This window comes from Planctomonas psychrotolerans (assembly GCF_008642235.1).
In the GTDB taxonomy this organism is placed as follows: domain Bacteria; phylum Actinomycetota; class Actinomycetes; order Actinomycetales; family Microbacteriaceae; genus Planctomonas; species Planctomonas psychrotolerans.
This window is the reverse complement of sequence record NZ_SJEV01000001.1, coordinates 1,932,210-1,952,902: the sequence shown is the minus strand read 5'-3', so window position 1 is coordinate 1,952,902 and position 20,693 is coordinate 1,932,210. Positions and strand designations below refer to the sequence as shown.

The 20,693-nt window shown below is 69.7% G+C and carries 18 protein-coding genes and 1 riboswitch; of the genes, 9 read left to right on the top strand and 9 right to left on the bottom strand.

What is annotated here, in order from left to right:
* Positions 1-220: 220 nt before the first annotated feature.
* Genes EY822_RS08960 through EY822_RS08945 form a run of 4 tightly spaced genes read left to right on the top strand, consistent with a single transcriptional unit; the run spans position 221 to position 2,982 of the window.
* Entirely contained in the window at positions 221-757 is a 537-nt protein-coding gene (locus tag EY822_RS08960) for a gamma carbonic anhydrase family protein (protein ID WP_150307954.1), read from the top strand.
* Positions 735-1,493: a LamB/YcsF family protein gene (locus EY822_RS08955; RefSeq protein WP_150307953.1), complete on the top strand. Its 759-nt coding sequence runs from the start codon at positions 735-737 to the stop codon at positions 1,491-1,493. The genes EY822_RS08960 and EY822_RS08955 overlap by 23 nt, the downstream gene beginning before the upstream one ends.
* Complete coding sequence (locus tag EY822_RS08950) at positions 1,490-2,113, top strand: 5-oxoprolinase subunit B family protein (RefSeq protein ID WP_150307952.1); 624 nt, start codon at positions 1,490-1,492, stop codon at positions 2,111-2,113. The genes EY822_RS08955 and EY822_RS08950 overlap by 4 nt, the downstream gene beginning before the upstream one ends.
* Complete coding sequence (locus EY822_RS08945; RefSeq protein ID WP_150307951.1) at positions 2,110-2,982, top strand: 5-oxoprolinase subunit C family protein; 873 nt, start codon at positions 2,110-2,112, stop codon at positions 2,980-2,982. Before EY822_RS08950 ends, EY822_RS08945 begins: the two co-directional genes overlap by 4 nt.
* Positions 2,983-3,006: 24 nt before the next feature.
* On the opposite strand, the gene EY822_RS08940 is transcribed toward EY822_RS08945, so the two are convergent.
* The 3 genes from EY822_RS08940 to EY822_RS08930 all read right to left on the bottom strand — a co-directional run bounded on the left by EY822_RS08940 (position 3,007) and on the right by EY822_RS08930 (position 6,640).
* Positions 3,007-3,894 (bottom strand): bifunctional methylenetetrahydrofolate dehydrogenase/methenyltetrahydrofolate cyclohydrolase, encoded by an 888-nt coding sequence (locus tag EY822_RS08940; protein ID WP_150307950.1) that lies wholly within the window; start codon positions 3,892-3,894, stop codon positions 3,007-3,009.
* Positions 3,891-5,192, bottom strand: coding sequence for a serine hydroxymethyltransferase (gene glyA / locus EY822_RS08935; protein ID WP_150307949.1), 1,302 nt, complete (start codon positions 5,190-5,192; stop codon positions 3,891-3,893). Before glyA ends, EY822_RS08940 begins: the two co-directional genes overlap by 4 nt.
* A gap of 72 nt (positions 5,193-5,264) precedes the next feature.
* Positions 5,265-5,348, bottom strand: a riboswitch (ZMP/ZTP riboswitch).
* Positions 5,349-5,410: 62 nt separating this feature from the next.
* Entirely contained in the window at positions 5,411-6,640 is a 1,230-nt protein-coding gene (locus EY822_RS08930) for an MFS transporter (RefSeq protein ID WP_227497153.1), read from the bottom strand.
* 117 nt (positions 6,641-6,757) lie between these two features.
* On the opposite strand from EY822_RS08930, the gene purU reads away from it, so the two are divergent.
* Both purU and EY822_RS08920 read left to right on the top strand, forming a co-directional pair.
* Positions 6,758-7,621 (top strand): formyltetrahydrofolate deformylase, encoded by an 864-nt coding sequence (purU, locus tag EY822_RS08925; protein ID WP_150307948.1) that lies wholly within the window; start codon positions 6,758-6,760, stop codon positions 7,619-7,621.
* A gap of 62 nt (positions 7,622-7,683) precedes the next feature.
* Positions 7,684-8,355, top strand: coding sequence for an endonuclease/exonuclease/phosphatase family protein (locus tag EY822_RS08920; protein WP_150308850.1), 672 nt, complete (start codon positions 7,684-7,686; stop codon positions 8,353-8,355).
* Here EY822_RS08920 and EY822_RS08915 read toward each other — a convergent pair.
* From EY822_RS08915 to EY822_RS08905, 3 genes are all read right to left on the bottom strand, one after another.
* On the bottom strand, positions 8,343-8,786 hold the full coding sequence (locus tag EY822_RS08915; protein ID WP_150307947.1) for a ribosomal maturation YjgA family protein: 444 nt from the start codon (positions 8,784-8,786) through the stop codon (positions 8,343-8,345). The two genes, EY822_RS08920 and EY822_RS08915, sit on opposite strands and share 13 nt — an antisense overlap.
* Positions 8,787-8,855: 69 nt before the next feature.
* Positions 8,856-12,512: a S8 family serine peptidase gene (locus tag EY822_RS08910; RefSeq protein ID WP_227497152.1), complete on the bottom strand. Its 3,657-nt coding sequence runs from the start codon at positions 12,510-12,512 to the stop codon at positions 8,856-8,858.
* Positions 12,513-12,705: 193 nt separating this feature from the next.
* Positions 12,706-13,920 (bottom strand): NADP-dependent isocitrate dehydrogenase, encoded by a 1,215-nt coding sequence (locus EY822_RS08905; protein WP_150307946.1) that lies wholly within the window; start codon positions 13,918-13,920, stop codon positions 12,706-12,708.
* Positions 13,921-14,082: 162 nt separating this feature from the next.
* Here EY822_RS08905 and EY822_RS08900 point away from each other — a divergent pair, with 162 nt between their 5' ends.
* The 3 genes from EY822_RS08900 (at position 14,083) to EY822_RS08890 (ending at position 15,383) form a co-directional block, all read left to right on the top strand.
* Positions 14,083-14,535 (top strand): GNAT family N-acetyltransferase, encoded by a 453-nt coding sequence (locus EY822_RS08900; RefSeq protein ID WP_150307945.1) that lies wholly within the window; start codon positions 14,083-14,085, stop codon positions 14,533-14,535.
* Positions 14,536-14,544: 9 nt separating this feature from the next.
* Positions 14,545-14,865 (top strand): MGMT family protein, encoded by a 321-nt coding sequence (locus EY822_RS08895; protein ID WP_150307944.1) that lies wholly within the window; start codon positions 14,545-14,547, stop codon positions 14,863-14,865.
* Positions 14,866-14,948: 83 nt separating this feature from the next.
* The gene (locus EY822_RS08890; protein WP_150307943.1) at positions 14,949-15,383 is read left to right on the top strand and encodes a hypothetical protein; all 435 of its coding nucleotides are present in this window, start codon (positions 14,949-14,951) and stop codon (positions 15,381-15,383) included.
* 72 nt (positions 15,384-15,455) lie between these two features.
* Here EY822_RS08890 and EY822_RS08885 read toward each other — a convergent pair whose 3' ends face one another.
* From EY822_RS08885 to ddaH, 3 genes are all read right to left on the bottom strand, one after another.
* A complete protein-coding gene (locus tag EY822_RS08885) occupies positions 15,456-17,264 on the bottom strand; it encodes an ABC transporter ATP-binding protein (RefSeq protein ID WP_150307942.1) in 1,809 nt (602 codons plus the stop codon).
* Positions 17,261-18,976: an ABC transporter ATP-binding protein gene (locus tag EY822_RS08880; protein WP_150308848.1), complete on the bottom strand. Its 1,716-nt coding sequence runs from the start codon at positions 18,974-18,976 to the stop codon at positions 17,261-17,263. Before EY822_RS08880 ends, EY822_RS08885 begins: the two co-directional genes overlap by 4 nt.
* 445 nt (positions 18,977-19,421) lie before the next feature.
* Positions 19,422-20,675, bottom strand: coding sequence for a dimethylargininase (gene ddaH / locus EY822_RS15570; RefSeq protein WP_319803470.1), 1,254 nt, complete (start codon positions 20,673-20,675; stop codon positions 19,422-19,424).
* Positions 20,676-20,693 lie beyond the last annotated feature (18 nt).

Below are 20,693 nucleotides of genomic sequence, written 5' to 3'. Positions count from 1 at the left end.
GACCTCTTCTTCGATGCCGCCATCAGCTTCTTGCTGGCGAAGGCGATCAGTGCGGTGAGAATGTAACGCTGGATCACTCGGTAACTCCTTTTTCGTCGGCGCCGGGTGGGCGCCTGTGTGGTGAATGGGCTAGACCGATCCTTAACGTCTCGACGCTCGCTGGCAACCCCTGGGCACTGATCCGACCCATCCGTCGGTGCTCGGTGGGTAGCCTGTTCGCATGACCGTCGACCCGCGCGCGCTCGTCCTGTCCGTTCAGGGCAGCCGACCGGTCGTGCACGACACCGCCTTCGCCTCTGCCGGGGCGACGCTGATCGGGCGGGTACGCATCGACGCGGAGGCGGGGGTGTGGTTCAATGCCGTGCTGCGGGCCGAGACCGAGTCCATCCACCTCGGCGCCGGCTCCAACGTGCAGGACAATGTCAGCTGCCACGTCGACGCCGGATTCCCGCTGACCATCGGCCGGAACGTCTCCATCGGCCACAACGCGGTGGTGCACGGCTGCACGATCGAGGATGACGTGCTCGTCGGAATGGGTGCGATCGTGTTGAACGGTGCCGTCCTCGGGGCCGGCTCGCTCATCGCGGCCGGCACCGTGGTGCTCGAGGGCACAGTCGTGCCGCCGCGCTCGCTCGTCGCCGGCGTGCCGGGCAGGATCCGCCGCGACGTGACCGAGGCCGAGGTCCGAACGATCCGCCGGAACGCCGAGCGGTACCGCGAACTGGCCGGAGCCTATGGTGCGGGTGGATCTCAATAGCGACCTCGGCGAGACCGTCGACGGGGTGCCCACCGCCGACGACGCCGCCATGTTCGCCGTGATCACCAGCGCGAACATCGCCTGCGGATTCCACGCCGGTGATACCGCGACGATGGTGGCGTCCTGCACACGCGCGCGGGAGACCGGCGTGGCGCTGGGTGCGCACGTGTCGTACGACGACCCGGCGGGATTCGGCCGACGGGATGTCGACATCGACCCCGAGCGGCTGCGTACCGATGTCACGACGCAGCTCGTCGCGCTCGACCGTGCGGCCCGTAGGGCGGGCACGCGCATCCGCTACGTCAAGCCGCACGGCGCTCTCTACAACCGCATCGTGACCGACACCGAGCAGGCCGACGCGGTGGCCGACGCGGTACGAATCTTCGACCCCACCCTGCCGATGCTCGGGCTGCCCGACTCCGCGATCGCGGTGGCCTCCGCGGCGCACGGCCTGGCCTTCCGCGCCGAGGCGTTCGTCGACCGCGCGTACCTCGCGGACGGCTCGCTCGTGCCCCGGTCCGCCCCGGGCGCGGTGCTCATCGATGCCGAGCGGGTTGCGGAGCGCGCCGTCGCCCTGGTGCACGAGGGAACCGTCCTCGCCATCGACGGCACTCCGATCCGCGTGCGGGTCGATTCCCTGTGCGTGCACGGGGACACCCCGGGGGCGGTCGACATGGCCGTGGCGGTGCGCGAGGCGCTCACCGCGGCCGGCGTGACCCTGGAGGCGTTCGCGTGACGCGGAGCATCCTCCCGTACGGGGATCGTGCCCTCCTCGTGCAGGTCGACTCGCTCGAGGAAGTGCTCGCCCTGTACCCGGCGGTGGACGCGACGAGGCCGCCCGGTGTCGTCGACGTGGTACCGGCCGCGCGGAGCATCCTCGTCACCGTCGAGCCGGGCGTACTGCCCCTCCGGCGCGTGCAGGACTGGCTCTCCGCCCTGCCCCCGTCCCGTGCCGCCGTCCGAAACGTCGAGGACGCCGTCGTCATCGACGTGGTCTACTCCGGCCCGGATCTCGACGAGGTGGCCCGGGTGCAGGGCGTCGGCGCGGACGACGTGATCGCGTGGCACACCGGGACGCCCTGGCGCGTCGCCTTCAGCGGCTTCGCGCCCGGCTTCGGCTACCTGACCGCCGGATCCGGACGCAGGATCGTGCCCCGCCGCGCCGAGCCGCGCCCTCGGGTCGCCGCCGGGTCCGTCGGCCTGGCCGGGGAGTTCAGCGGCGTGTACCCCCGGGAGTCACCCGGGGGCTGGCAGCTGATCGGAGCGACGCGGGCTCGTCTGTGGGATGCGGCCGACGAGCATCCCGCCCTGCTGATGCCCGGACGAACCGTGCGCTTCCGGGCGATTCCGCCGTGACCGCCTTCGACGTGCTCGACCCCGGCCCTCTGCTGCTCATCGAGGACCTCGGCCGACCCGGCTCCGCGCATCTCGGTGTTCCGCCGTCGGGAGCGATGGATCGGGCGTCGCTCCGCCTCGCCAACCGGTTGGTCGGCAACGCGGAGGGCACGGCGGCGCTCGAGATCCTCGCGGGAGGCGCACGCCTGCGAGCACGGGGACCGCACTGGGTCGCCGTCACGGGTGCGTGGGGTGACGTCCGCACGGATGGGCGCCCGCTGCCGGTCGATCGTGCCGTCCTGCTCCCGCACGGCGCGATTCTCGAGTTCCCGGTGCCCGACCGTGGACTGCGGTACTACCTCGCCGTGCGGGGCGGCATCGGCGGGGCGGATGCTCTGGGCTCACGGTCGACGGACGTGCTGTCGGGCATCGGTCCCGATCCGCTCCTCGCGGGTGACGTGCTCGTCGCCGGACCGGTCCCCGCGCTTCCCGTGCCGCCGATCGATGAGGCGTTCACCGGCCCGCCGCTCGACGGTCTCGTGCGGTTGCGGCTTCGACCCGGGCCCCGCACGGACTGGTTCGCACCCGGGTCGATGCAGGCGCTGGTCGATGGCGAGTGGCGGGTGTCCCCCGCGTCGAACCGGGTCGGTGTGCGCCTGGAGGGCGAGCCGCTGCGGCGGGTCCGCGACGACGAGCTGCCCTCGGAGGGAATGGTCGCCGGCGCCCTGCAGGTGCCGCCGAGCGGCCTGCCCACGATCCTCGCGGCCGATCATCCGGTGACCGGGGGCTACCCGGTCATCGCCGTACTCGTCGACGCCGACCTCGACGCGCTGGGTCAGCTGCGGCCCGGTCAGCCCGTGCGGTTCACCCGGGCCACCGGGTTCGCCTGATCGGCGCGACCCCGCCCCGCGGGATCAGGCGTCGCGTTCGGCGGCGGCCACCACGTTCGCGAGCAGCATGGCGCGGGTCATCGGACCGACGCCGCCCGGCACGGGCGACAGCCAGCCGGCCACATCCGCCGCGGCGGGGTCCACGTCCCCGGTCAGCTTGCCCTTCCCCGTGTCGGCGTTCAGCGTGCGACTGATGCCCACGTCGAGCACCGCCGCACCCGGCTTCAGCCAGTCGGCCTGGATGAGCCCGGGCACGCCGACCGCGGCGACGACGATGTCCGCCCGCCGCACCTCCGCCGCCAGATCGACCGTGCGGGAGTGGGTGAGCGTGACCGTCGCGTCGAGTCCCTTACGGGTGAGCACGAGGCCGAGCGGGCGACCCACGGTGAGCCCACGGCCCACGACCACGACGTGGCTCCCGCGGATCGGGATATCGGACCGCTCGAGCATCTCCACGATGCCGGCGGGCGTGCAGGGCAGCGGGAAGGCGTCTCCCCCGGCTGCCGCATCGACGTTCAGCACGAGCCTGCCCAGGTTGGTGGGGTGCAGGCCGTCGGCGTCCTTCGACGGGTCCATCAGTTCGAGCATGGCGTTCTCGTCGATGCCCGCGGGCAGCGGCAGCTGGACGATGTAGCCGGTGACCGCCGGGTCGGCGTTCAGTTCGCTGATGGCGGCGCGCACATCGTCCTCGGAGGCCGTGGCCGGAAGGTCCACCCGGATCGAGGTGATGCCCACCTCGGCGCAGTCCCGGTGCTTGCCCGCGACGTACGACCGCGACCCCGGGTCGTCGCCCACGAGGAGGGTGCCGAGCCCCGGGGTGATGCCCCGCGCCTTCAGCGCGGAGATCCGGTCGGCGAGCTCGTTCTTGACGGCCGCGGCGGTGGCGTTGCCGTCGAGGATGCGGGCCGTCATGCGGTCGCTCCCGAGGCGGTGAGTCCCGGGTACAGCGGGAAGGCATCGGTCAGTGCCGCGACCCTGCCGCGCAGCGCGGCGACGTCGGGCGACGGCTGCAGCGCGGACGCGATGATGTCCGCCACCTCGGTGAACTCCTCGTCGCCGAACCCGCGCGTGGCGAGGGCGGCGGTACCGATCCGCACTCCGGACGTGACCATGGGCGGGCGCGGATCGAACGGAACCGCGTTGCGGTTGACCGTGATGCCCACATCGTGCAGCAGGTCCTCGGCCTGCTTGCCGTCGACGGCGGCGTTCCGCAGGTCGGCGAGCACCAGGTGCACGTCGGTGCCGCCGGTCAGCACGCTGAGTCCGGCATCGGTCGAGTCGGTGGCGACGAGTCGCTCGGCCACGCGCTGCGCGCCGCTGATCGTGCGCTGCTGACGGTCGACGAACTCGGGCTCACCGGCGAGCTTGAACGCGGTGGCCTTCGCCGCGATGACGTGCATGAGCGGTCCGCCCTGCTGCCCGGGGAACACGGCCGAGTTCAGCTTCTTGGCCAGCTCGGTGTCCCGGCTCAGGATCACGCCGGAGCGCGGACCGGCGAGGGTCTTGTGCACGGTGGAGCTGACGACGTCGGCGTGCGGAATGGGCGACGGGTGCAGGCCCGCCGCGACCAGCCCGGCGAAGTGCGCCATGTCGACCCACAGCGTGGCGCCGACCTCGTCGGCGATGTCGCGGAAGGCGGCGAAGTCGAGCTGGCGGCTGTAGGCCGACCAGCCGGCGATGATGACCCGCGGGCGGTGCTCCAGCGCACGATCGCGCACGACGTTCATGTCCACGCGGAAGGTTTCAGGGTCGACCCCGTAGCTGGTCGCGTTGTAGAGCTTGCCGGAGAAGTTGAGCTTCATGCCGTGGGTGAGGTGGCCCCCGTGGGCGAGCTCGAGGCCGAGGATGGTGTCGCCCGGCGTGGCGATGGCGGCGAGAACGGCGGCGTTGGCGGAGGCGCCGGAGTGCGGCTGCACGTTCGCGTACTGCGCGCCGAACAGCGCCTTCGCGCGGTCGATGGCGAGCTGTTCCGCCACGTCGACGAACTCGCATCCGCCGTAGTACCGCCGGCCGGGGTACCCCTCGGCGTACTTGTTCGTGAGCACGGAGCCCTGCGACTCGAGTACGGCCCGGGGCACGAAGTTCTCGCTGGCGATCATCTCGAGGGTGCCGCGCTGGCGGCCGAGTTCCTGCTCGAGTACGGCGGCGATCTCGGGATCGACCTCGGAGAGAGGCGCGGTGAAGGTGGAGGAGAGGGTTTCGGAGGGCACGGTGCTCCTTGAGGATGGATGCGGGCACGGATCAGAGGGGAACAGGCATCCCGACGCACGCACGGCGGGAGTCGTCGTGGCCCAGGCGTACGGCCACGAACCGTGTAAGTCGCTCCCCGATGGTGCCCCATCCGAACGCCAGTCGCGACGTTCTCCACCATATCAGCAGGGGTCCGCGCGCCGGGTGAGGGGCGGCCTCGACGCGAGCGTCCCGCCCGCTACTGCGTCCGCAGGGGACGACGGAGCAGCACGTCGGTGCCGAGCAGCACGACGAGCGCGACGACGAGGATGCCGACGTACACGAACGGGATCGTCGCGAGCCCGAACGAGTCGAGCACGAGAGCGCCGACCAGAGCACCGCCGCCGATGCCGATGTTGAACGAGGTGGTGAAGAACGCGCTCGACGTGTCGCGGATGCGCGCGGGCGCGGCGTGCAGCAGACGGGTCTGCAGCAACGCCGGCAGCCCCCCGAGCACGAGTCCCCAGATCGCGAAGCAGAGCACGGCCAGCGGAACCATCGCCGGGAAGGTGCCGAGCGTCGCGACGACCACGAGCGCGAGCACGAGGGTCCCGACGAGACTCACGCGCGGCCAACGGCCGAAGTAGGCGCCCACCAGGGCGAGCCCCACCGCGCCGGCCACGCCGTAGGTGAGGAGGAGCGGACTGATCGCCGCAGTTCCCACGCCCACCTCCCGCAGGAAGAACGGCGTGATGTACGTGTAGAAGGTGTACTGACCCACCATCAGCAGGGCGGTGAGCACGCAGATCACCGCGACGGCGGCGATCGAGTGGTCCCGCCGACGCGGCTCGTCGACGCGAGCGGCCGCCTCGGAGTCCGCGGCGGCGAGGTGGTCCACGCGGGGCAGGAAGCGCCACACCAGCAGCGCGCCCACCGCCACGAGGGCGGCGAGGGAACCGAAGGTCGCCCGCCAGCCGAACCACTGCCCGAGGGCGGTGCCGAGGGGCACCCCGAGCACGAAGGCGAGGGAACCGCCGCCGAGGGTGATCGACACCGCCCGGCCGAGCTGCTCCTTCGGCACCAGGTACGCGGAGTAGGCCCCCACCACCGACCAGAACACGCCGTGGGCGAGTCCGCCGACGATCCGCGACGCGACCACCAGCTCGTACGTCGGGGCGACGGCGGTGAGCGCGCTGCTCGCCGCGAAAACGGCCAGCACGCCGACCACGAGCGCGTGCCGCGGCAGACGCCGGGTCAGGGCCACGAGCGGTGCGCTGGTGACCACGACGGTGAAGGCGAACACGGTGACGAGAAGGCCCACGCTCGACTCGCTCACGTCGAGGTCGTCGCTCATCAGCGTCAGCAGCCCGGTGGGCACCATCTCGATGGTCACGTTCAAGAAGATCGCCACCCCGAGCATGATCAACGCCAGATAGGGAAAGCGGGGAACGGTCGGCGCCGGGGTGGCGACGGAAGAGGTCACAGACACGCGAGGAACATCCGAAGCGGGAGAAAGGCGGGAGACTCGTCCCGGGGCCGCACGAGATCCGCCGACCAGGAGTCAGTCTAACGCTCAGCGGCGTTCGGGTCCGCCTATCCTGAACGGATGACTTCTGCGCCATCGCTCACCCACTGGGTCCTCTCCCTCGTCTGCGACGACGCACCCGGCATCGTGCACGCGGTGAGCGGCGCCGTGGTGCGGGCGCGCGGCAACATCACCGAGTCGCAGCAGTTCTCCAGTGCGGACACCGGGCGGTTCTTCATGCGCCTGCAGGTCGAGTCGGAGGCGACCCGGCAGGAGTTCGCCGAGGCGCTCGCCCCGGTGCTGGAGCGCTACCGGATGACCGAATTGCTCGACACCGTCGGTCGGCCGTTGCGCACCCTGGTGCTCGGGTCGACCGCGGCGCACTGCGTGAACGACCTCCTCTTCCGCCAGCGGGCCGGGCAGCTGCCCGTCGAGATCCCGCTCGTGCTGAGCAATCACGATGTGCTGGGCGATCTCGCGAGCTTCTACGGGGTGCCGTTCGAGCATCGACCCGTCACCGACGCGGCGAGCAAGGCGGCCCTCGAGTCGAGGATCCTGCACGCGGTCGAGGAGCACGACATCGAACTCGTGGTGCTCGCGCGGTACATGCAGATCCTCTCCCCCGAGCTGTGCGAACGGCTGAGCGGCCGCATCATCAACATCCACCACTCCTTCCTGCCGGGGTTCAAGGGCGCCAACCCGTACAAGCAGGCCCATGCGCGCGGGGTGAAGCTCATCGGCGCCACGGCGCACTTCGTGACGAGCGACCTCGACGAGGGACCGATCATCGAGCAGAACGTGGTGCGGGTCGATCACTCCCGCACGCCGCAGGAGCTCGTGGCGATCGGTCAGGACGAGGAGTCCCGCACGCTCACCCAGGCCGTGAAGTGGTTCGCCGAGGGGCGCGTGCTGCTCGACGGCGCACGCACCATCATCTTCAGGTAGGCCGCCCGGCCGAGGGTAGAATTTGCTTCCGTTCGTCGATCGCAGCTCAGAGGACAGTTCCCATCCGAGTCATCAGCTACAACCTCCGCAAGAACAACGCGAGCAACGAGCTCACCGCCCTCGCCGACGGCTTCGAACTCGACGTGCTCTGCCTCCAGGAGTGCGACACCGCGGCGCTGCCGGCTGAGGTGGGACCACTGCACCTCGCCGACTCGACCAAGCGCAACCGGCTGGGGCTCGCCATCTACTACCGGCGCGATCGGTTCACCGCGGTGAAGACGGAGTCCTTCGCGTTGAAGAAGTCGCTGCACGACCACATCCTCACCCCCGCGCACGAGCGGCTGATCGGCACCCGGCTGAGGGACATCGAGGCCGACCGGGAACTCGTGGTGGCGTCGTTCCACGCCGCGCCGCTCACCGCCCGCAACTCGCTGCGCCGCCACCAGATCAGCGCCGCGCACGCGGAGCTCCGCGGACTCGGGGCCGACCTGCCGCAGCTGATGGTGGGCGACTACAACTACCCCTTCTTCACCACCCGGCTGAACTCGCACGTGCAGGAGTCGGGATACGACCTGTCGCTCAGCGACCGCACCACCTACACGCGCTACAAGTTCTTCAAGGGTCACTTCGACTTCGTCACGTCGGCCGACCTCTCGATCACCAGCGTCGAGACACTGCCGAGCGGCAAGTCCGACCACATGCCGATCCTGGTCTCGGCCGACTACCTGGACTGACCGGCACGCGCCCGCCCCCGCCCGCTCTGCGGGCGGAGGAACCGGTCGAGCAGCACCGCGAGAAAGGCTCCGGCGAGGTAGGGCGGCAGGTCGGCGGCGGAGTACCCGCTGCCGAGCACGAGGGCGACCGGCGGCACCGCGTCGGCCAAACGGGCCGGTATCGCCGTCAGCTGGAAGAGCTCGATGCCGACGCAGATCGTGAGCGCGACTCCCCCGAGAAGCCAGCGGGACGCCCGGGGCGCGAGGAATGCCACGAGGACGTACACCAGGAGCGCGTAGCAGGCGCCGCCCAGGGGGTCGGCCGCAGCATCCGGAAGCCCGAAACGCAGCGTGAGGCCGAGCACCACGATCGCGGGTGCGGCGAAGAGGATGCGGGCGCGCGACCGCGGGGCGGCCTCGGGCCTCGCCGACCGATCCGGTGCGCCACCCATGCCCGGAAGGCTACAACGACGAAGGGGGCGGATGTCGTGACATCCGCCCCCTCCTCGCCTATCCGACGCCTAGAACAGCACCCAGAACAACCGGTACGCGCTCGTGCCGCCCGCGGTGAGATCGTCACCCGAGTAGGTCGCGTTCACCAGGTAGATGCCACCACGGTACGCGGGCAGGGTCACCCGACCGCGGCCCGACTCGTCGAGAGCGACGTCGTAGCTCCGTCCGCCGGCGTGCACCACGGCCGTTCCGGTGGGCGCGGCCTCGGCCGCGCTGTCCACCCGCACGTCCACGGTCACGCGCTGCCAGGAGAACAGCACCGAGCGGTTGAGGTTTACCGCCACCGTGGCCGCGTACTTCACGACGACAGCGGCGGAGGTCGCCGTACCGGCCGGACGGCCCTCGGCGGTGGCGGTAACGGTCACGGTGATCGCCGTGCCCTGGTCCGCGGCGGTCACCCGGTACTTGCGGTCGGTCGCGCCGTCGATCGCGACGCCGTCGGCGAACCACTGGTACGCGAAGGTCAGTCCCTCGGTGTCCCACTCGCCCGGCGTTGCGGTCAGCTTCTTCCCGACCACGGCGTTCCCGCGGATCTCCGGTGCGACGATGTTGACCGGCGCCTGCGGTTCCGGCTCGGTCGCCTCTCCGGAGTCCACCGACACGTAGGTCGCCTGTCCGGTGTCGCCGTAGGTGACGAGACCGAGGTAGGTCGTCTCGGGCGCGAGTCCGGACCACGACGCCGTGTAGGTGACGGGAACGCCCTGCACCGCGGGTACCACGTCGGGGGTGACGGTGAAGTTCCCCTCGCCCGTTCCGGGCGCGAGCGACCATGACGTGACGACGAAGTCGGCCGTCGTCTGGTCGGTTCCCACGGCGTACACGAGCGCGATGACCAGGTAGGTGGCCGCGTCCGGGTTCTCGATGGTGACCCGCTCGTCAGCCGCGGCGGTCGCGGACACCCACTGGGCGATCGGGGTACCCGATTCGTCCAGCTGCTGCACCACGAGGTCGAGGTCGGCCGAGTCGTCGATCGAATCGAGGTCGAAGCGGGCCACGTCGAGCCCGGCCGCGAGGTCGATCTCGTAGAGGAACTCGCTCCGCGCCGCGCCGGACCCCGTGATCGGCGACCCGGGGTCGTCGGGGTTCGCCACGCGAACGCCCGGCGCGAGACCCGTGGCGGCCAGCGGGATGTCGCCGGTTCCGCCCGGCGTGATCTGCACGTCGACCGAGCCGTCGATGCCCTCGCCGGTCACCTCGTCGGGCGCGACGAGCGTCACCGGCTGAACGGCGATCGGGCTGCGCACGACGGTGTCGCCGCTGGTCCAGCTCAGCGATCCGGTGGCGTAGGCGTCGAGCGGGGCGTCGGTGCGGGTGAACGTCACCGTGTAGCTCTGCTCCTCACCGGCGGCACCGAACGTGAGTGTGCTCGGCGACACGACCGCGTCCACGCCGGCGAGGCCGTCGATCGACGCGGTGAACGTGCCCGCCTGGGTGGAGGTCACGGTGCGGGTGACCGTCTCGGCCGCGGTCAGCGAGCCGATCGCGATCGACGCGAGGTTGAGGTTGCTCGGGTCGATGGGGTCGACTCCGGCCTCGTACCCGGCACCCTGCGCGTAGGCCAGCCAGTCGGCGAGCCCGTTGAGGTAGAGCAGGCCGGGCTCGAAGAACCGCGTGGGGTCGACGTGCCCGGCGCCCTGGCTGAGCGGGTCGGTGACCGCGGAGCCGTCCGCCGCCACCGTGTCGTACGCGGTGGTCATCATCGCGGACTTGATCTCCGAGGGAGCGGCTTCCGGCCTCTCGCCCAGGTAGAGCAGCGCGAGTCCCGCGATGTGCGGGGCCGCCATCGAGGTGCCGGACAGGAACGCGTAGGTGCCCTCCGCGTCCTGCTGGTTGGCGGTGGCGGCGAGGATCGCGACACCGGGCGCCGTGATGTCCGGCTTCAGGATGTCGCTGCCATCGGCGAGCACCGGTCCACGCGAGCTGAAACCGGCGAGCTGCGGAGCGGGCACGACGACGTCGGTGGTGTTCTCCGGCGTGAACGTGACCGTGGCACCCGCGGTCTCCGCGTACGCGGTGACCTCGTCGTAGTACTCCGCGTCGAGGTGGATCGTGGGCACGGCGTGGTCGTCGAGGTCGACGGATCCGGGCGTCACGTTGACGAGCAGCATGCCGATGCCGCCCGCGCGGGCCACCTCGACCGACTTGTCGACACGCGCGAAGACGCCCCGCTCGCAGAGCACGATGGTGCCGGCGGCGAGCGCGGGGTCGAGCGTGCCCGGACCGCAGAGGTTCGGGTTCTCGGCGCCGTCGAGGGCGACCGATGCTGCCGTCACGAGCGGACCGGTGAGCGGCTCGGCACCGTCCGTGGCGTCGACCGTGATCGATGCACCGGCGAAGGCCTCACCGTTGCCGAGCGTGGCGGTCGCCTCGTAGCTCGGGATGGTGCTGGCGGCGACAGTGGTGATCCACGGCGACGCGTTGTCGAGCGTGGACGACCCGGGGCCCGCGTTTCCGGCGGACGCCGAGACGAAGATGCCCGCGGCGGCTGCACCGAGGAACGCCTCGTCGGTGACCTCGATCGTCGATTGGGCGGCGCCGCCCCCGATGGAGAAGTTGATCACGTCGACGCCGTCGGCGACGGACTGGTCGATGGCGGCGACCAGGTCGGAGGTCGCGCAGCCGTCGTCGGCGGTGTCGACCGGGTCGGGACCCGACCAGCAGACCTTGTAGGACGAGATCTTCGCCGCGGGAGCCACACCGGAGATGGTGCCGAAGTCCGTGCCGGAGACCGACGCGGCGACGTCGTGATTGCCCGCGGCGGTGCTCGCCGTGTGCGAGCCGTGCCCGTCGCCGTCGCGCGGGGACAGGAACTCGCCCGGACCGGTGGTCTCGTCCCCGATGTTTCCGGCGCCGAAGCCGTCGACGTAGTACCGGGCGCCGATCACCTTGGTGTTGCAGTCATCGGCACCGAACTGGGCGCCGGTCTCGCAGACGCCGGAGAAGGTCTGTCCGTCCGCCTTCTCGAAGACGATGGTCTCACCGGCGCGGTAGGGCTCCTCGCCGGGCGTGTAGCCGAGCGGCTCGCCCGCGAACGACGGGTTCTCCGGCGCGATCCCGGTGTCGAGCACACCGAGGACGATGCCCTCGCCTGCGGTATCGACGCCGCCGATGGCGGCCCAGACGCCGTCGTCGCCCTCGAGTCCGAGGAACTCGGTGCTCGGGGTGGCGGTCACCTGCTGCAGTTCATCGCGGGTCACCGAGGAGACCTTGCGGTCGGCGCTGAGACGCGCGGCCTGTTCGGCGGTGAGATCGGCGGAGAAGCCGTTGAGGGCGAGGGTGTAGGAGTACGCGATGTCCGCGCCGACGCTGTCCGCGACGGCGCTCTGGGTCTCCTCGAGGTGCTCGACGTAGTTCTCGACCGGTGCGGTGCGCGCGTCCAGGGAGTTCCCGGGCTCCGGCTTCGTTGCCGTGAGGCCCTGGATACCACCGTCGTAGGTGGAGGCTGCGTCGTCCGCGAGGGTGACGATGTATCGACCGTCCTCGAAGAGGGTCGGCGACACGGGCGGCTTGCTGATGCCCGGTGCCGGAGCGGCGTGGGCGGCCGGTGCCGATGCGGCGACCAGCCCGGCCGCGAGGAGGGCCGTCGTGAGGCCCGTCGCGACGGTTTTGCGGAAGCTGCCGGCGGATGCAGGCAGGGGGAAGTTCATCCCGAATCGAGCGCTCAAAAGTGTCCTATCTCCATTGAATGAATCGCACGTGAGCGCGGTTCGGGTCCGCACACGACTCCCAACATAACCGCGGATTCCGGCACGCACAGAACTATTTATTTCCGGGACGTAAATAATGCCGGCGAGTCGACCGTCCGGCACGAAGAAGCGCCCCGGGTCGACAGACTCGGGGCGCTTCTTCAGGGACCTGCTACGCCAGGCGCGCCTTGAGGTTCTCGGCGAGGGTGGCGAGGAACTCCTCGGTGGTCTGGAAGTCCTGGTCGGGCCCGACGAGGAGCGCGAGGTCCTTCGTCATCTTGCCGGACTCGACGGTCTCGACGACGACCTCCTCCAGGGTGGTCGAGAAGTCGATCAGCTCCTGGTTCCCGTCCAGCTTTCCGCGGTGCGCGAGCCCGCGGGTCCACGCGTAGATGGAGGCGATGGGATTCGTCGACGTGGGCTTGCCGGCCTGGTGCTGACGGTAGTGCCGCGTCACGGTGCCGTGGGCCGCCTCGGCCTCGACGACCTTGCCGTCGGGCGTGGAGAGCACGCTGGTCATGAGACCGAGCGAGCCGAAGCCCTGCGCCACGGTGTCGGACTGCACGTCGCCGTCGTAGTTCTTGCAGGCCCAGACGTAGCCGCCCTCCCACTTCATGGAGGCCGCGACCATGTCGTCGATCAGTCGGTGCTCGTAGGTGAGGCCGGCCGCGTCGAAGTCGGCCTTGTACTCCGCCTCGAAGACCTCCTCGAACAGGTCCTTGAACCGGCCGTCGTAGGCCTTCAGGATCGTGTTCTTCGTGGAGAGGTAGACCGGGTAGTTGCGGGCGAGACCGTAGCTGAGCGACGCGCGTGCGAAGTCGCGGATGGAGTCGTCGAGGTTGTACATGCCCATCGCGACGCCGCTGCCCGGGGACTGGAAGACCTCGAACGACTGCGGTTCTGATCCGTCCTTGGGCGTGAAGGTCATCGTGAGCGTGCCCTCGCCCTCGAAGCGGAAGTCGGTGGCGCGGTACTGGTCGCCGAACGCGTGACGACCGACGATGATCGGCTTGTTCCATCCGGGCACGAGCCGCGGGATGTTGGAGATGATGATCGGCTCGCGGAAGATGGTGCCGCCGAGGATGTTGCGGATCGTGCCGTTGGGCGAGCGCCACATCTTCTTGAGGCCGAATTCCTCGACCCGCGCCTCGTCGGGCGTGATGGTGGCGCACTTCACGCCGACGCCGTGCTTCTTGATGGCGTTCGCCGCGTCGATGGTGATCTGGTCATCGGTCTCGTCGCGCTTCTCGATACCGAGGTCGTAGTACTCGAGATTCACGTCCAGGTACGGGTGGATGAGGCTGTCCTTGATGGACTGCCAGATGATGCGCGTCATCTCGTCGCCGTCGAGCTCGACGACGGTTCCTTCAACCTTGATCTTCGACAAGTGAACTCCCATGTTGTGTGTGCCCGAATAGGTCCGGACCTAGCCTACTCGCAGCCAAGTATCTCGATGTCGAGATACTTCGTGCGGAATCGATCCGACCGGCACGGGTCGCGGGCGCCCCTCGACTACCGGAGCCGTCGCTCGTCGCGTTAGCCTGTGCGCATGGGCGAACTCAGACTTGAAGAATTGTCGGCGAGCACGATCGTCGCCGCCAATACGCTGTCCCTCAAGCCGGGTCAGGAGAACTTCGTCGCGCCCGTCTCGTTCTCGATCGCCGAGGCGTACGTCAATCCCACGACCGCGTGGCCCCGTGTCGTGCTCGAGGACGACGAGGTCGTCGGCTTCATCATGGGGAACTTCGACCCCGACGCCCGCAACGAGATCTTCCGCAGCTGCATCTGGCGCATCAACGTGTCGGCCGACGCCCAGGGGCACGGCGTGGGGCGATTCGCGGTCGTGTCGTTGGCCGACGAGGCCCGGTCCCGCGGGTTCGATCGGGTCACCGTCATCTGGGAGACCGGCGAGGAAGGCCCTGAGCAGTTCTTCCTGAGGATGGGGTTCACCGTGATCGGCGAGACCGAGTACGGCGAGCAGATCGGTGAGCTCCGCCTCTGAGGCACGACCGTGGCGGTCTTCTCCGAACCCGGTGAGTACACCGAGCGAGTGCTCGACGTCGTCGAAAGCATCCCACCCGGCCGGGTCATGACCTACGGCGACGTGGCAGCCGTGTTCGGCCGGCCCGGGGCGCGCGCGGTGGGCATGGTGCTGCGCTACTCCGGTGGGACCGTGCCGTGGTGGCGGGTCATCCGGAGCGGCGGGCACCCTCCCGCGGGGAAGTCGGCCGAGGCGCTGGCGCAGTACGAGCGGGAGGGCACACCGATGCTGCCGTGCGACTCGGATGCCGGGTATCGAATCGATTACGATTCGGCCGCCTGGTTGCCGTAATCGGCGTCTTATCAGCCTTTAGGATGAGCGTCCCCCGTCTGGGGGACGATGCGCCCGACGGCCCGAATTGCTTCAATGGCTGCATGAGAACCCCAGCATTCCGCACCGTCGGCGCCGCTTCGACCGCACTTGCGGGTGCCCTGTTGATGACGGGGTGCTCCGCCCTCTCGCCGGTGACGGAGCTGGCGGCGCCCGTGCACAACGCGCTCTACTCCACCGTCGCGGATGCGGACGGCACGCTGCCCGAGTGGCTCCCCGAGGACGCGGAGCAGATCCGGGTGAAGTCGTCGAACAGCTCCGACGCCACGATCATGACCTACACCTCCGGCACGCCGCTGCCGGAGGAGCTGTGCGCGCCGAGCGAGGCTCCCCCGGAGCCGCCGCGCCTGCGCGACTCCTGGTCGCCCACGGCGATTCCGGAGGACGCACTGACCTGCTCGGACGGCTGGCACGCCGTCGCGACCGGGAACACCGTGTTCGCGTGGTCCGGAAGCGCCCCGACGAGCCTCGCCCGCTGAACGCCGGAGCGTTGCGGAATCAGCGAGTGAGTGCCGCGGCGTTCCGGACCGACGCGTGAACGCCGCGGCGCTCTAGACCAGGGAGTCCCGCCACGCCGCGTGCAGCTGTGCGAAGCGGCCCGTTCCCGAGATCAGGTGCTCGGGGGTGCCGTCCTCCACGATGACGCCGCGCTCCATGACGAGCACGCGATCGGCGATCGCCACCGTCGAGAGGCGGTGGGCGATGATGATCGCGGTCCGGTCGGCGAGGAGCGTCTGCAGACCCTCCTGAACGAGACGTTCGCTCGGGATGTCGAGCGAGGAGGTCGCCTCGTCGAGGATGAGCACGGACGGGTTCGCGAGGAATGCGCGCGCGAACGAGATCAGCTGGCGCTGGCCGGCCGACACCCGCCCGCCGCGCTTGTTCACGTCGGTGTCGTACCCGTTCGGCAGGCCGCGAATGAAGTCGTCCGCCCCCACCGCACGCGCCGCGTCCATGATCTCGTCGAGCGAGGCGTCGGGCTTGCCGATGGCGATGTTGTCCGCGACCGATCCCGAGAACAGGTACGCCTCCTGCGTCACCATGACGATGGCGCGGCGGAGATCCTTCGGGTGAAGCCGGCGCAGGTCCACGCCGTCGAGCAGCACGGACCCCGCAGTGGGGTCGTAGAACCGGGAGAGCAGCTTCGCGAGGGTGGTCTTTCCCGCCCCCGTCGAGCCGACCAGCGCGATCGTCTGACCCGCCGGGATGTCGAGCGTGAACTCCGGAAGCACCACCCGGTCGGCCTTGTACGCGAACTCGACCCGGTCGAAGTGCACATGACCCTTCGCCGACCACAGGTCGATCGGAGCGGTGGGATCGGGCACGCCCGGCTTCTCCTCGAGCACGCCCGAGATCTTCTCCAGCGCCGCGGACGCCGACTGGTAGCTGTTGTAGAACATCGCGATCTCCTGCGCGGGTCCGAAGAACTGGCGCGTGTAGAGCACGATGGCGAGGAGCGATCCGATGAGGAGCTCCCCGTCGGCGACGCGGAGGCCACCGACCAGAAGCACCATGCCGAGCGTCACGTTGCCGATGAAGACGAGCGAGGGGTCGAACGTACCGAAGAGGCCGATGACCTTGGCGTTCGTGTCGCGGTAGTCCTCCACGAGGTCGGCGAACAGCTTCTCGTTGCGCTTCTCCTTGCGGAACGCCTTCACCGCGCGGATGCCGGTCATGCTCTCCACGAACTGCACGATGAGCCGGGCCGACGCCACACGGGTCTGCCGGAACATGCGCTGCGAGTTGACGGCGAACCACCGGGTGAGGAAGCCGAGCGGCACGAGCGCGCAGAGCAGGATGAGGCCGCTCACCCAGTCGAACGAGAACAGCGCGATCGCCGTGAAGCCCATGAACAGCACGCCCTGGACGAGCTGCGCCAGTCCGCCGCTGAGCAGCTCCCGGATCGAGTCGAGGTCACTGGTCTGGCGGGAGATGATCCGCCCGGAGGTGTAGCTCTCGTGGAAGTCGAGGCTGAGCCGCTGGGTGTGCAGGAACACGCGCTTGCGCAGATCGATGAGAATCGCCTGCGCGATGCGGGCGGACATGATCTGGAACTGCGCCACGAGCAGCGCGCCCACGACGGCCACGATGAGGTAGCTGCCGATCACGAGCCCGAGCGGCATCCAGTTCTGCTGCTCGACGAGGGCGGGCAGTGCCTGGTTGATGCCGATGGCGATGAGCGCCGGTCCGAGCACCGAAGCGCCGGTGGCGACCAGGATGGTGATCGCCGTGACGATGACCTTCGACCGCAGCGGCTGCAGGGTCGACAGGAGCAGGCGGGTGGACCGCCTGCGGATCTCCCGGCTCTCGCTCTTGGTGAAGTCGTCCCGCTCTTCACCGCTCACTCCGTGCACGCTCATGCGTTCACCTCCTCTGACACGCTCGGTTGGTCGTCCTCGAGACTCGAGATGACGAATCGGTAGTGCTCGCTCGACGCGAGCAGCTCGGAGTGGGTGCCGACCGCGGTGATGCGGCCGTTCTCGAGCAGCGCGACGCGGTCGGCGAGCATGACGGTCGACGGGCGGTGCGCCACGATGAGCGCGGTCGTCGCCGCGAGAACGCGACGGAGGGCCGCCTCGACGAGCGCCTCCGTGTCGACGTCGAGCGCCGACAGCGGGTCGTCGAGCACGAGCACCCGGGGGTCTGCGGCAACGGCGCGCGCGAGCGCGAGGCGCTGGCGCTGGCCCCCCGACAGGCTGAGCCCCTCCTCCCCGACCAGGGTGTCCACACCGTTGGGCAGGTCGTGGACGAACGTGGCCTGGGCGATCTCGAGCGCCTCGGCGAGCGCCGCGTCGGCCTCGGGTCCGCCGTCGTCGAACTCCGGGCGGCCGAGCAGCACGTTGTCGCGCACCGACGTCGAGAACAGGGTCGCGTCCTCGAACGCCATGGCCATGTGCCTGCGCAGCTCCTCGAGCGACAGGTCGCGCACGTCGACGCCGTCGAGCGCGATGGAACCGCCGGTCACGTCGTAGAGCCGGGTGGTGAGCGAGGTGAGCGTGGACTTACCCGATCCGGTGAGGCCGACGATCGCCATCGTCTCGCCAGGTTCGAGCGTGAGGGTGACACCGTCGATCAGGTCGGGGAACCGCTCGGGCGCGTCCGGGTAGCGGTAGTGCACGTCGGTGAACGTGAGCCGGCCCTGCGGTTCTGCGATCGTCCGCGGCGACTCGGGGTCGGTGATCGTGTTCGTCTCGTCCATCACCTCGAAGTAACGGTCTACCGCCGTACGGGTGTCGAAGGTCATCGAGAGCAGGAAGCCGACCGACTCGATGGGCCAGCGGAGCACCGTGGCGGTGGCGAAGAAACCGATCAGGTCACCCACGCTCATCTGTCCGTTGGCAGTGAGCAGCACGCCGGCGAGCAGGCCGAGCGCGAAGGTCACGTCGGGCACGAGCAGCAGCCAGAGCCAGATGCTGGCGATGGCGCGGGCCTTCTCGATCTCGGTGCCGCGGAGGTCCTCCGCCTGGCTGGAGAAGCTGTTCAGCATGTGCTTGCCGCGGCCGAACGCCTTGAGCACGCGGATGCCGTGCACCGACTCCTCCACGGCGGTGGCGAGGTCACCGGCCTGGTCCTGGCTGCGCCGGGTGACGATCGAGTACTTCTTCTCGAACACGTAGCCGTAGATCCAGATCGGGATCGAGCAGATGAAGAACCCGACGCCGAGGATCCAGTTGATGTTGATCAGGAAGGCGAAACCCACACCGATGGTCACCACGTTGACGACGAAGAGCACCAGACCGAACGAGAGCCAGCGGCGGATGAGGTTGAGGTCGCTGACCACCCGGGAGAGCAGCTGGCCGCTCTGCCAACGGTCGTGGAAGGCGACCGGCAGGGCCTGCAGCCGGCGGTAGAACGCGTTGCGCAGCCGGGACTCCACGTGCGTACCCGGCTGCAGCACGAACCAGCGCCGCAGCGCGATCATGCCCGCCTCGAGCACACCGAGACCGAGGATGAGGAGCACGGCGGGCACGACCTCGTCACCGTTGCCGGTCTTCAGCGGTCCGTCCACGAGGGCGCGGAGCACCTGCGGGATGAGGAGGGCGACGATGCCGCCGATGAGGGCGGCCAGCATCCCGAGCAGGATGCGCGGGACCGCGGGTTTCGCGTAGGGGTAGAGGCGCCAGATGGTGGCGATGGTGCCTGGACGACGGGGTTCGGCCGTCGTCGAGTCGGAAACAGACAAAACGAGTTCCTTTGTAACGTGGGTGCGAGCCCGGCATCGGTGTCGGGCGGTATCTCGGAGGGTGCGGGAGGGACGCGGAGTCCCGCGTCGCCTAACGGGGAAGGAGCGGAAGCACCCGTGCGCGGGCGAGAGGGAGCCGCCCGGCGGCCGAGGTGCGAGCGTGGCCGTATACCGTTGCGATGCGTGTCGTCATGACATCCTCTTCAGTCCCGTATGAGATTCCGTGGCCGCGACCCGAGGCAATCGATTGTCGACACCCCGCGCTAAGCAGCCTTACAGGATATCCACACCGATGAAATGTATGCAATAGCCCGAGCAGGAATCGCCGCCCGGGTCAGGGGATGCGCACCGAGAGGCAGGTGACGCAGCCCTCGAGCTTCTCGAACTCCGAGATGTCGACCTGAACGACGCGGTACCCCAGGTCGGCGAGTCGCGCGGCCGTCTCGGGCGCGGACGCCGAGATGAGCAGCGTCCCGGGGTCGAGCACCACGACGGCGGCCCCGGTGGGTTCCGGCACCGCGAAGAAGCGGTCGAACAGAGCGGGATCGTCGACCGAGGCCGGGAAGCCGAGTACGGTGCCATCGGGCAGAGCGGTCACCTGCGACTTGAGATGCAGCGTCTTCGTGACGGGGACGGGGATGACCCGGTAGCCGAGCGGACCGACGATGGTCCGCAGCTGCGCGATGCCCTCCCCGTTGGTGCGACCGCTCCGGCCCACGTACACCTTGTCGCCGATCGTGAGCACGTCTCCCCCGTCGAGCGTGCCCGGCAGCTCGATGGATTCGACCTCGAAGCCGAGCTCGCGCACGGCCTCCTCCACGCCGTCCTTCTCCCCGCGCCGGGAGAGGGCACCCGGGCTGGTGAGCACCGCGGTGTTGCCAAACAGCACGACGATGTCCTCGACGAACACCGAGTCGGGCAGGTCCGCGGCCGCCGGCACCTCCCGGGTCTTCCAGCCGTTCTCCTCGAAAGCGGCGACGTATCGCTCCCACTGCTCGTCGGCCAGCGTTCCGTCCACGTCCGCGTGCTCGATGTGGGTGCGGAGCCCGTCAGCGAGGGTCGTCGCCGGCACGCGCACGAGCGCGGTCTTGGATCGGACGTCCGCGGGCGCGCGGTAGCCGAGCGCATACTGCCAGAGTCTCCGACCGAGGGTTGCGGCGGTGATGGTGTAGGCGAGGATGAACACGAGGTTCACCGTGACGATGCTCGCGCCGACGAACGCGAGGGCGTCGCCGCTGAGCGGCTGACCGGTGCTGGTGATCGACAGGGTGGTGGCCAGCAGGGATCCCACGAGCGATGACACGAATCCGGCGACCAGGGCGCGCGGCCAGCGACGGAATGCGCCGAGCGCGGCGAACGCGAACAGCAGCACGAAGGCGAAGACCGACGAGAGCATGAAGAACCGGCTCACCTGGCCGAGCACCTGCACCGTGTTGCCGCCACCGATGAAGAACGCGACGGTGTTCGCCGCGTGGGCGACGAGCGCCACTCCCAGGGCGGCGATCAGCGCAGCGGCGATGGCACGGCCGAACGAGGGTTCGGCGGTCGGATTCAGCGGTCGGGCGGATCTCGCGGCGGGATGGGTCACGGCATACGACCCTACCGG

Coding starts and splice junctions, on each gene's coding strand:
- EY822_RS08940 (WP_150307950.1), bottom strand. CDS start 3,894: ATGACGGCCCGCATCCTCGACGGCAACGCCACCGCCGCGGCCGTCAAG.
- EY822_RS08880 (WP_150308848.1), bottom strand. CDS start 18,976: ATGCTGGCCGCCCTCATCGGCGGCATCGTCGCCCTCCTCATCCCGCAG.
- EY822_RS08890 (WP_150307943.1), top strand. CDS start 14,949: ATGAGAACCCCAGCATTCCGCACCGTCGGCGCCGCTTCGACCGCACTT.
- EY822_RS08900 (WP_150307945.1), top strand. CDS start 14,083: ATGGGCGAACTCAGACTTGAAGAATTGTCGGCGAGCACGATCGTCGCC.
- purU (WP_150307948.1), top strand. CDS start 6,758: ATGACTTCTGCGCCATCGCTCACCCACTGGGTCCTCTCCCTCGTCTGC.
- EY822_RS08955 (WP_150307953.1), top strand. CDS start 735: ATGGTGCGGGTGGATCTCAATAGCGACCTCGGCGAGACCGTCGACGGG.
- EY822_RS08885 (WP_150307942.1), bottom strand. CDS start 17,264: ATGAGCGTGCACGGAGTGAGCGGTGAAGAGCGGGACGACTTCACCAAG.
- EY822_RS08960 (WP_150307954.1), top strand. CDS start 221: ATGACCGTCGACCCGCGCGCGCTCGTCCTGTCCGTTCAGGGCAGCCGA.
- EY822_RS08915 (WP_150307947.1), bottom strand. CDS start 8,786: ATGGGTGGCGCACCGGATCGGTCGGCGAGGCCCGAGGCCGCCCCGCGG.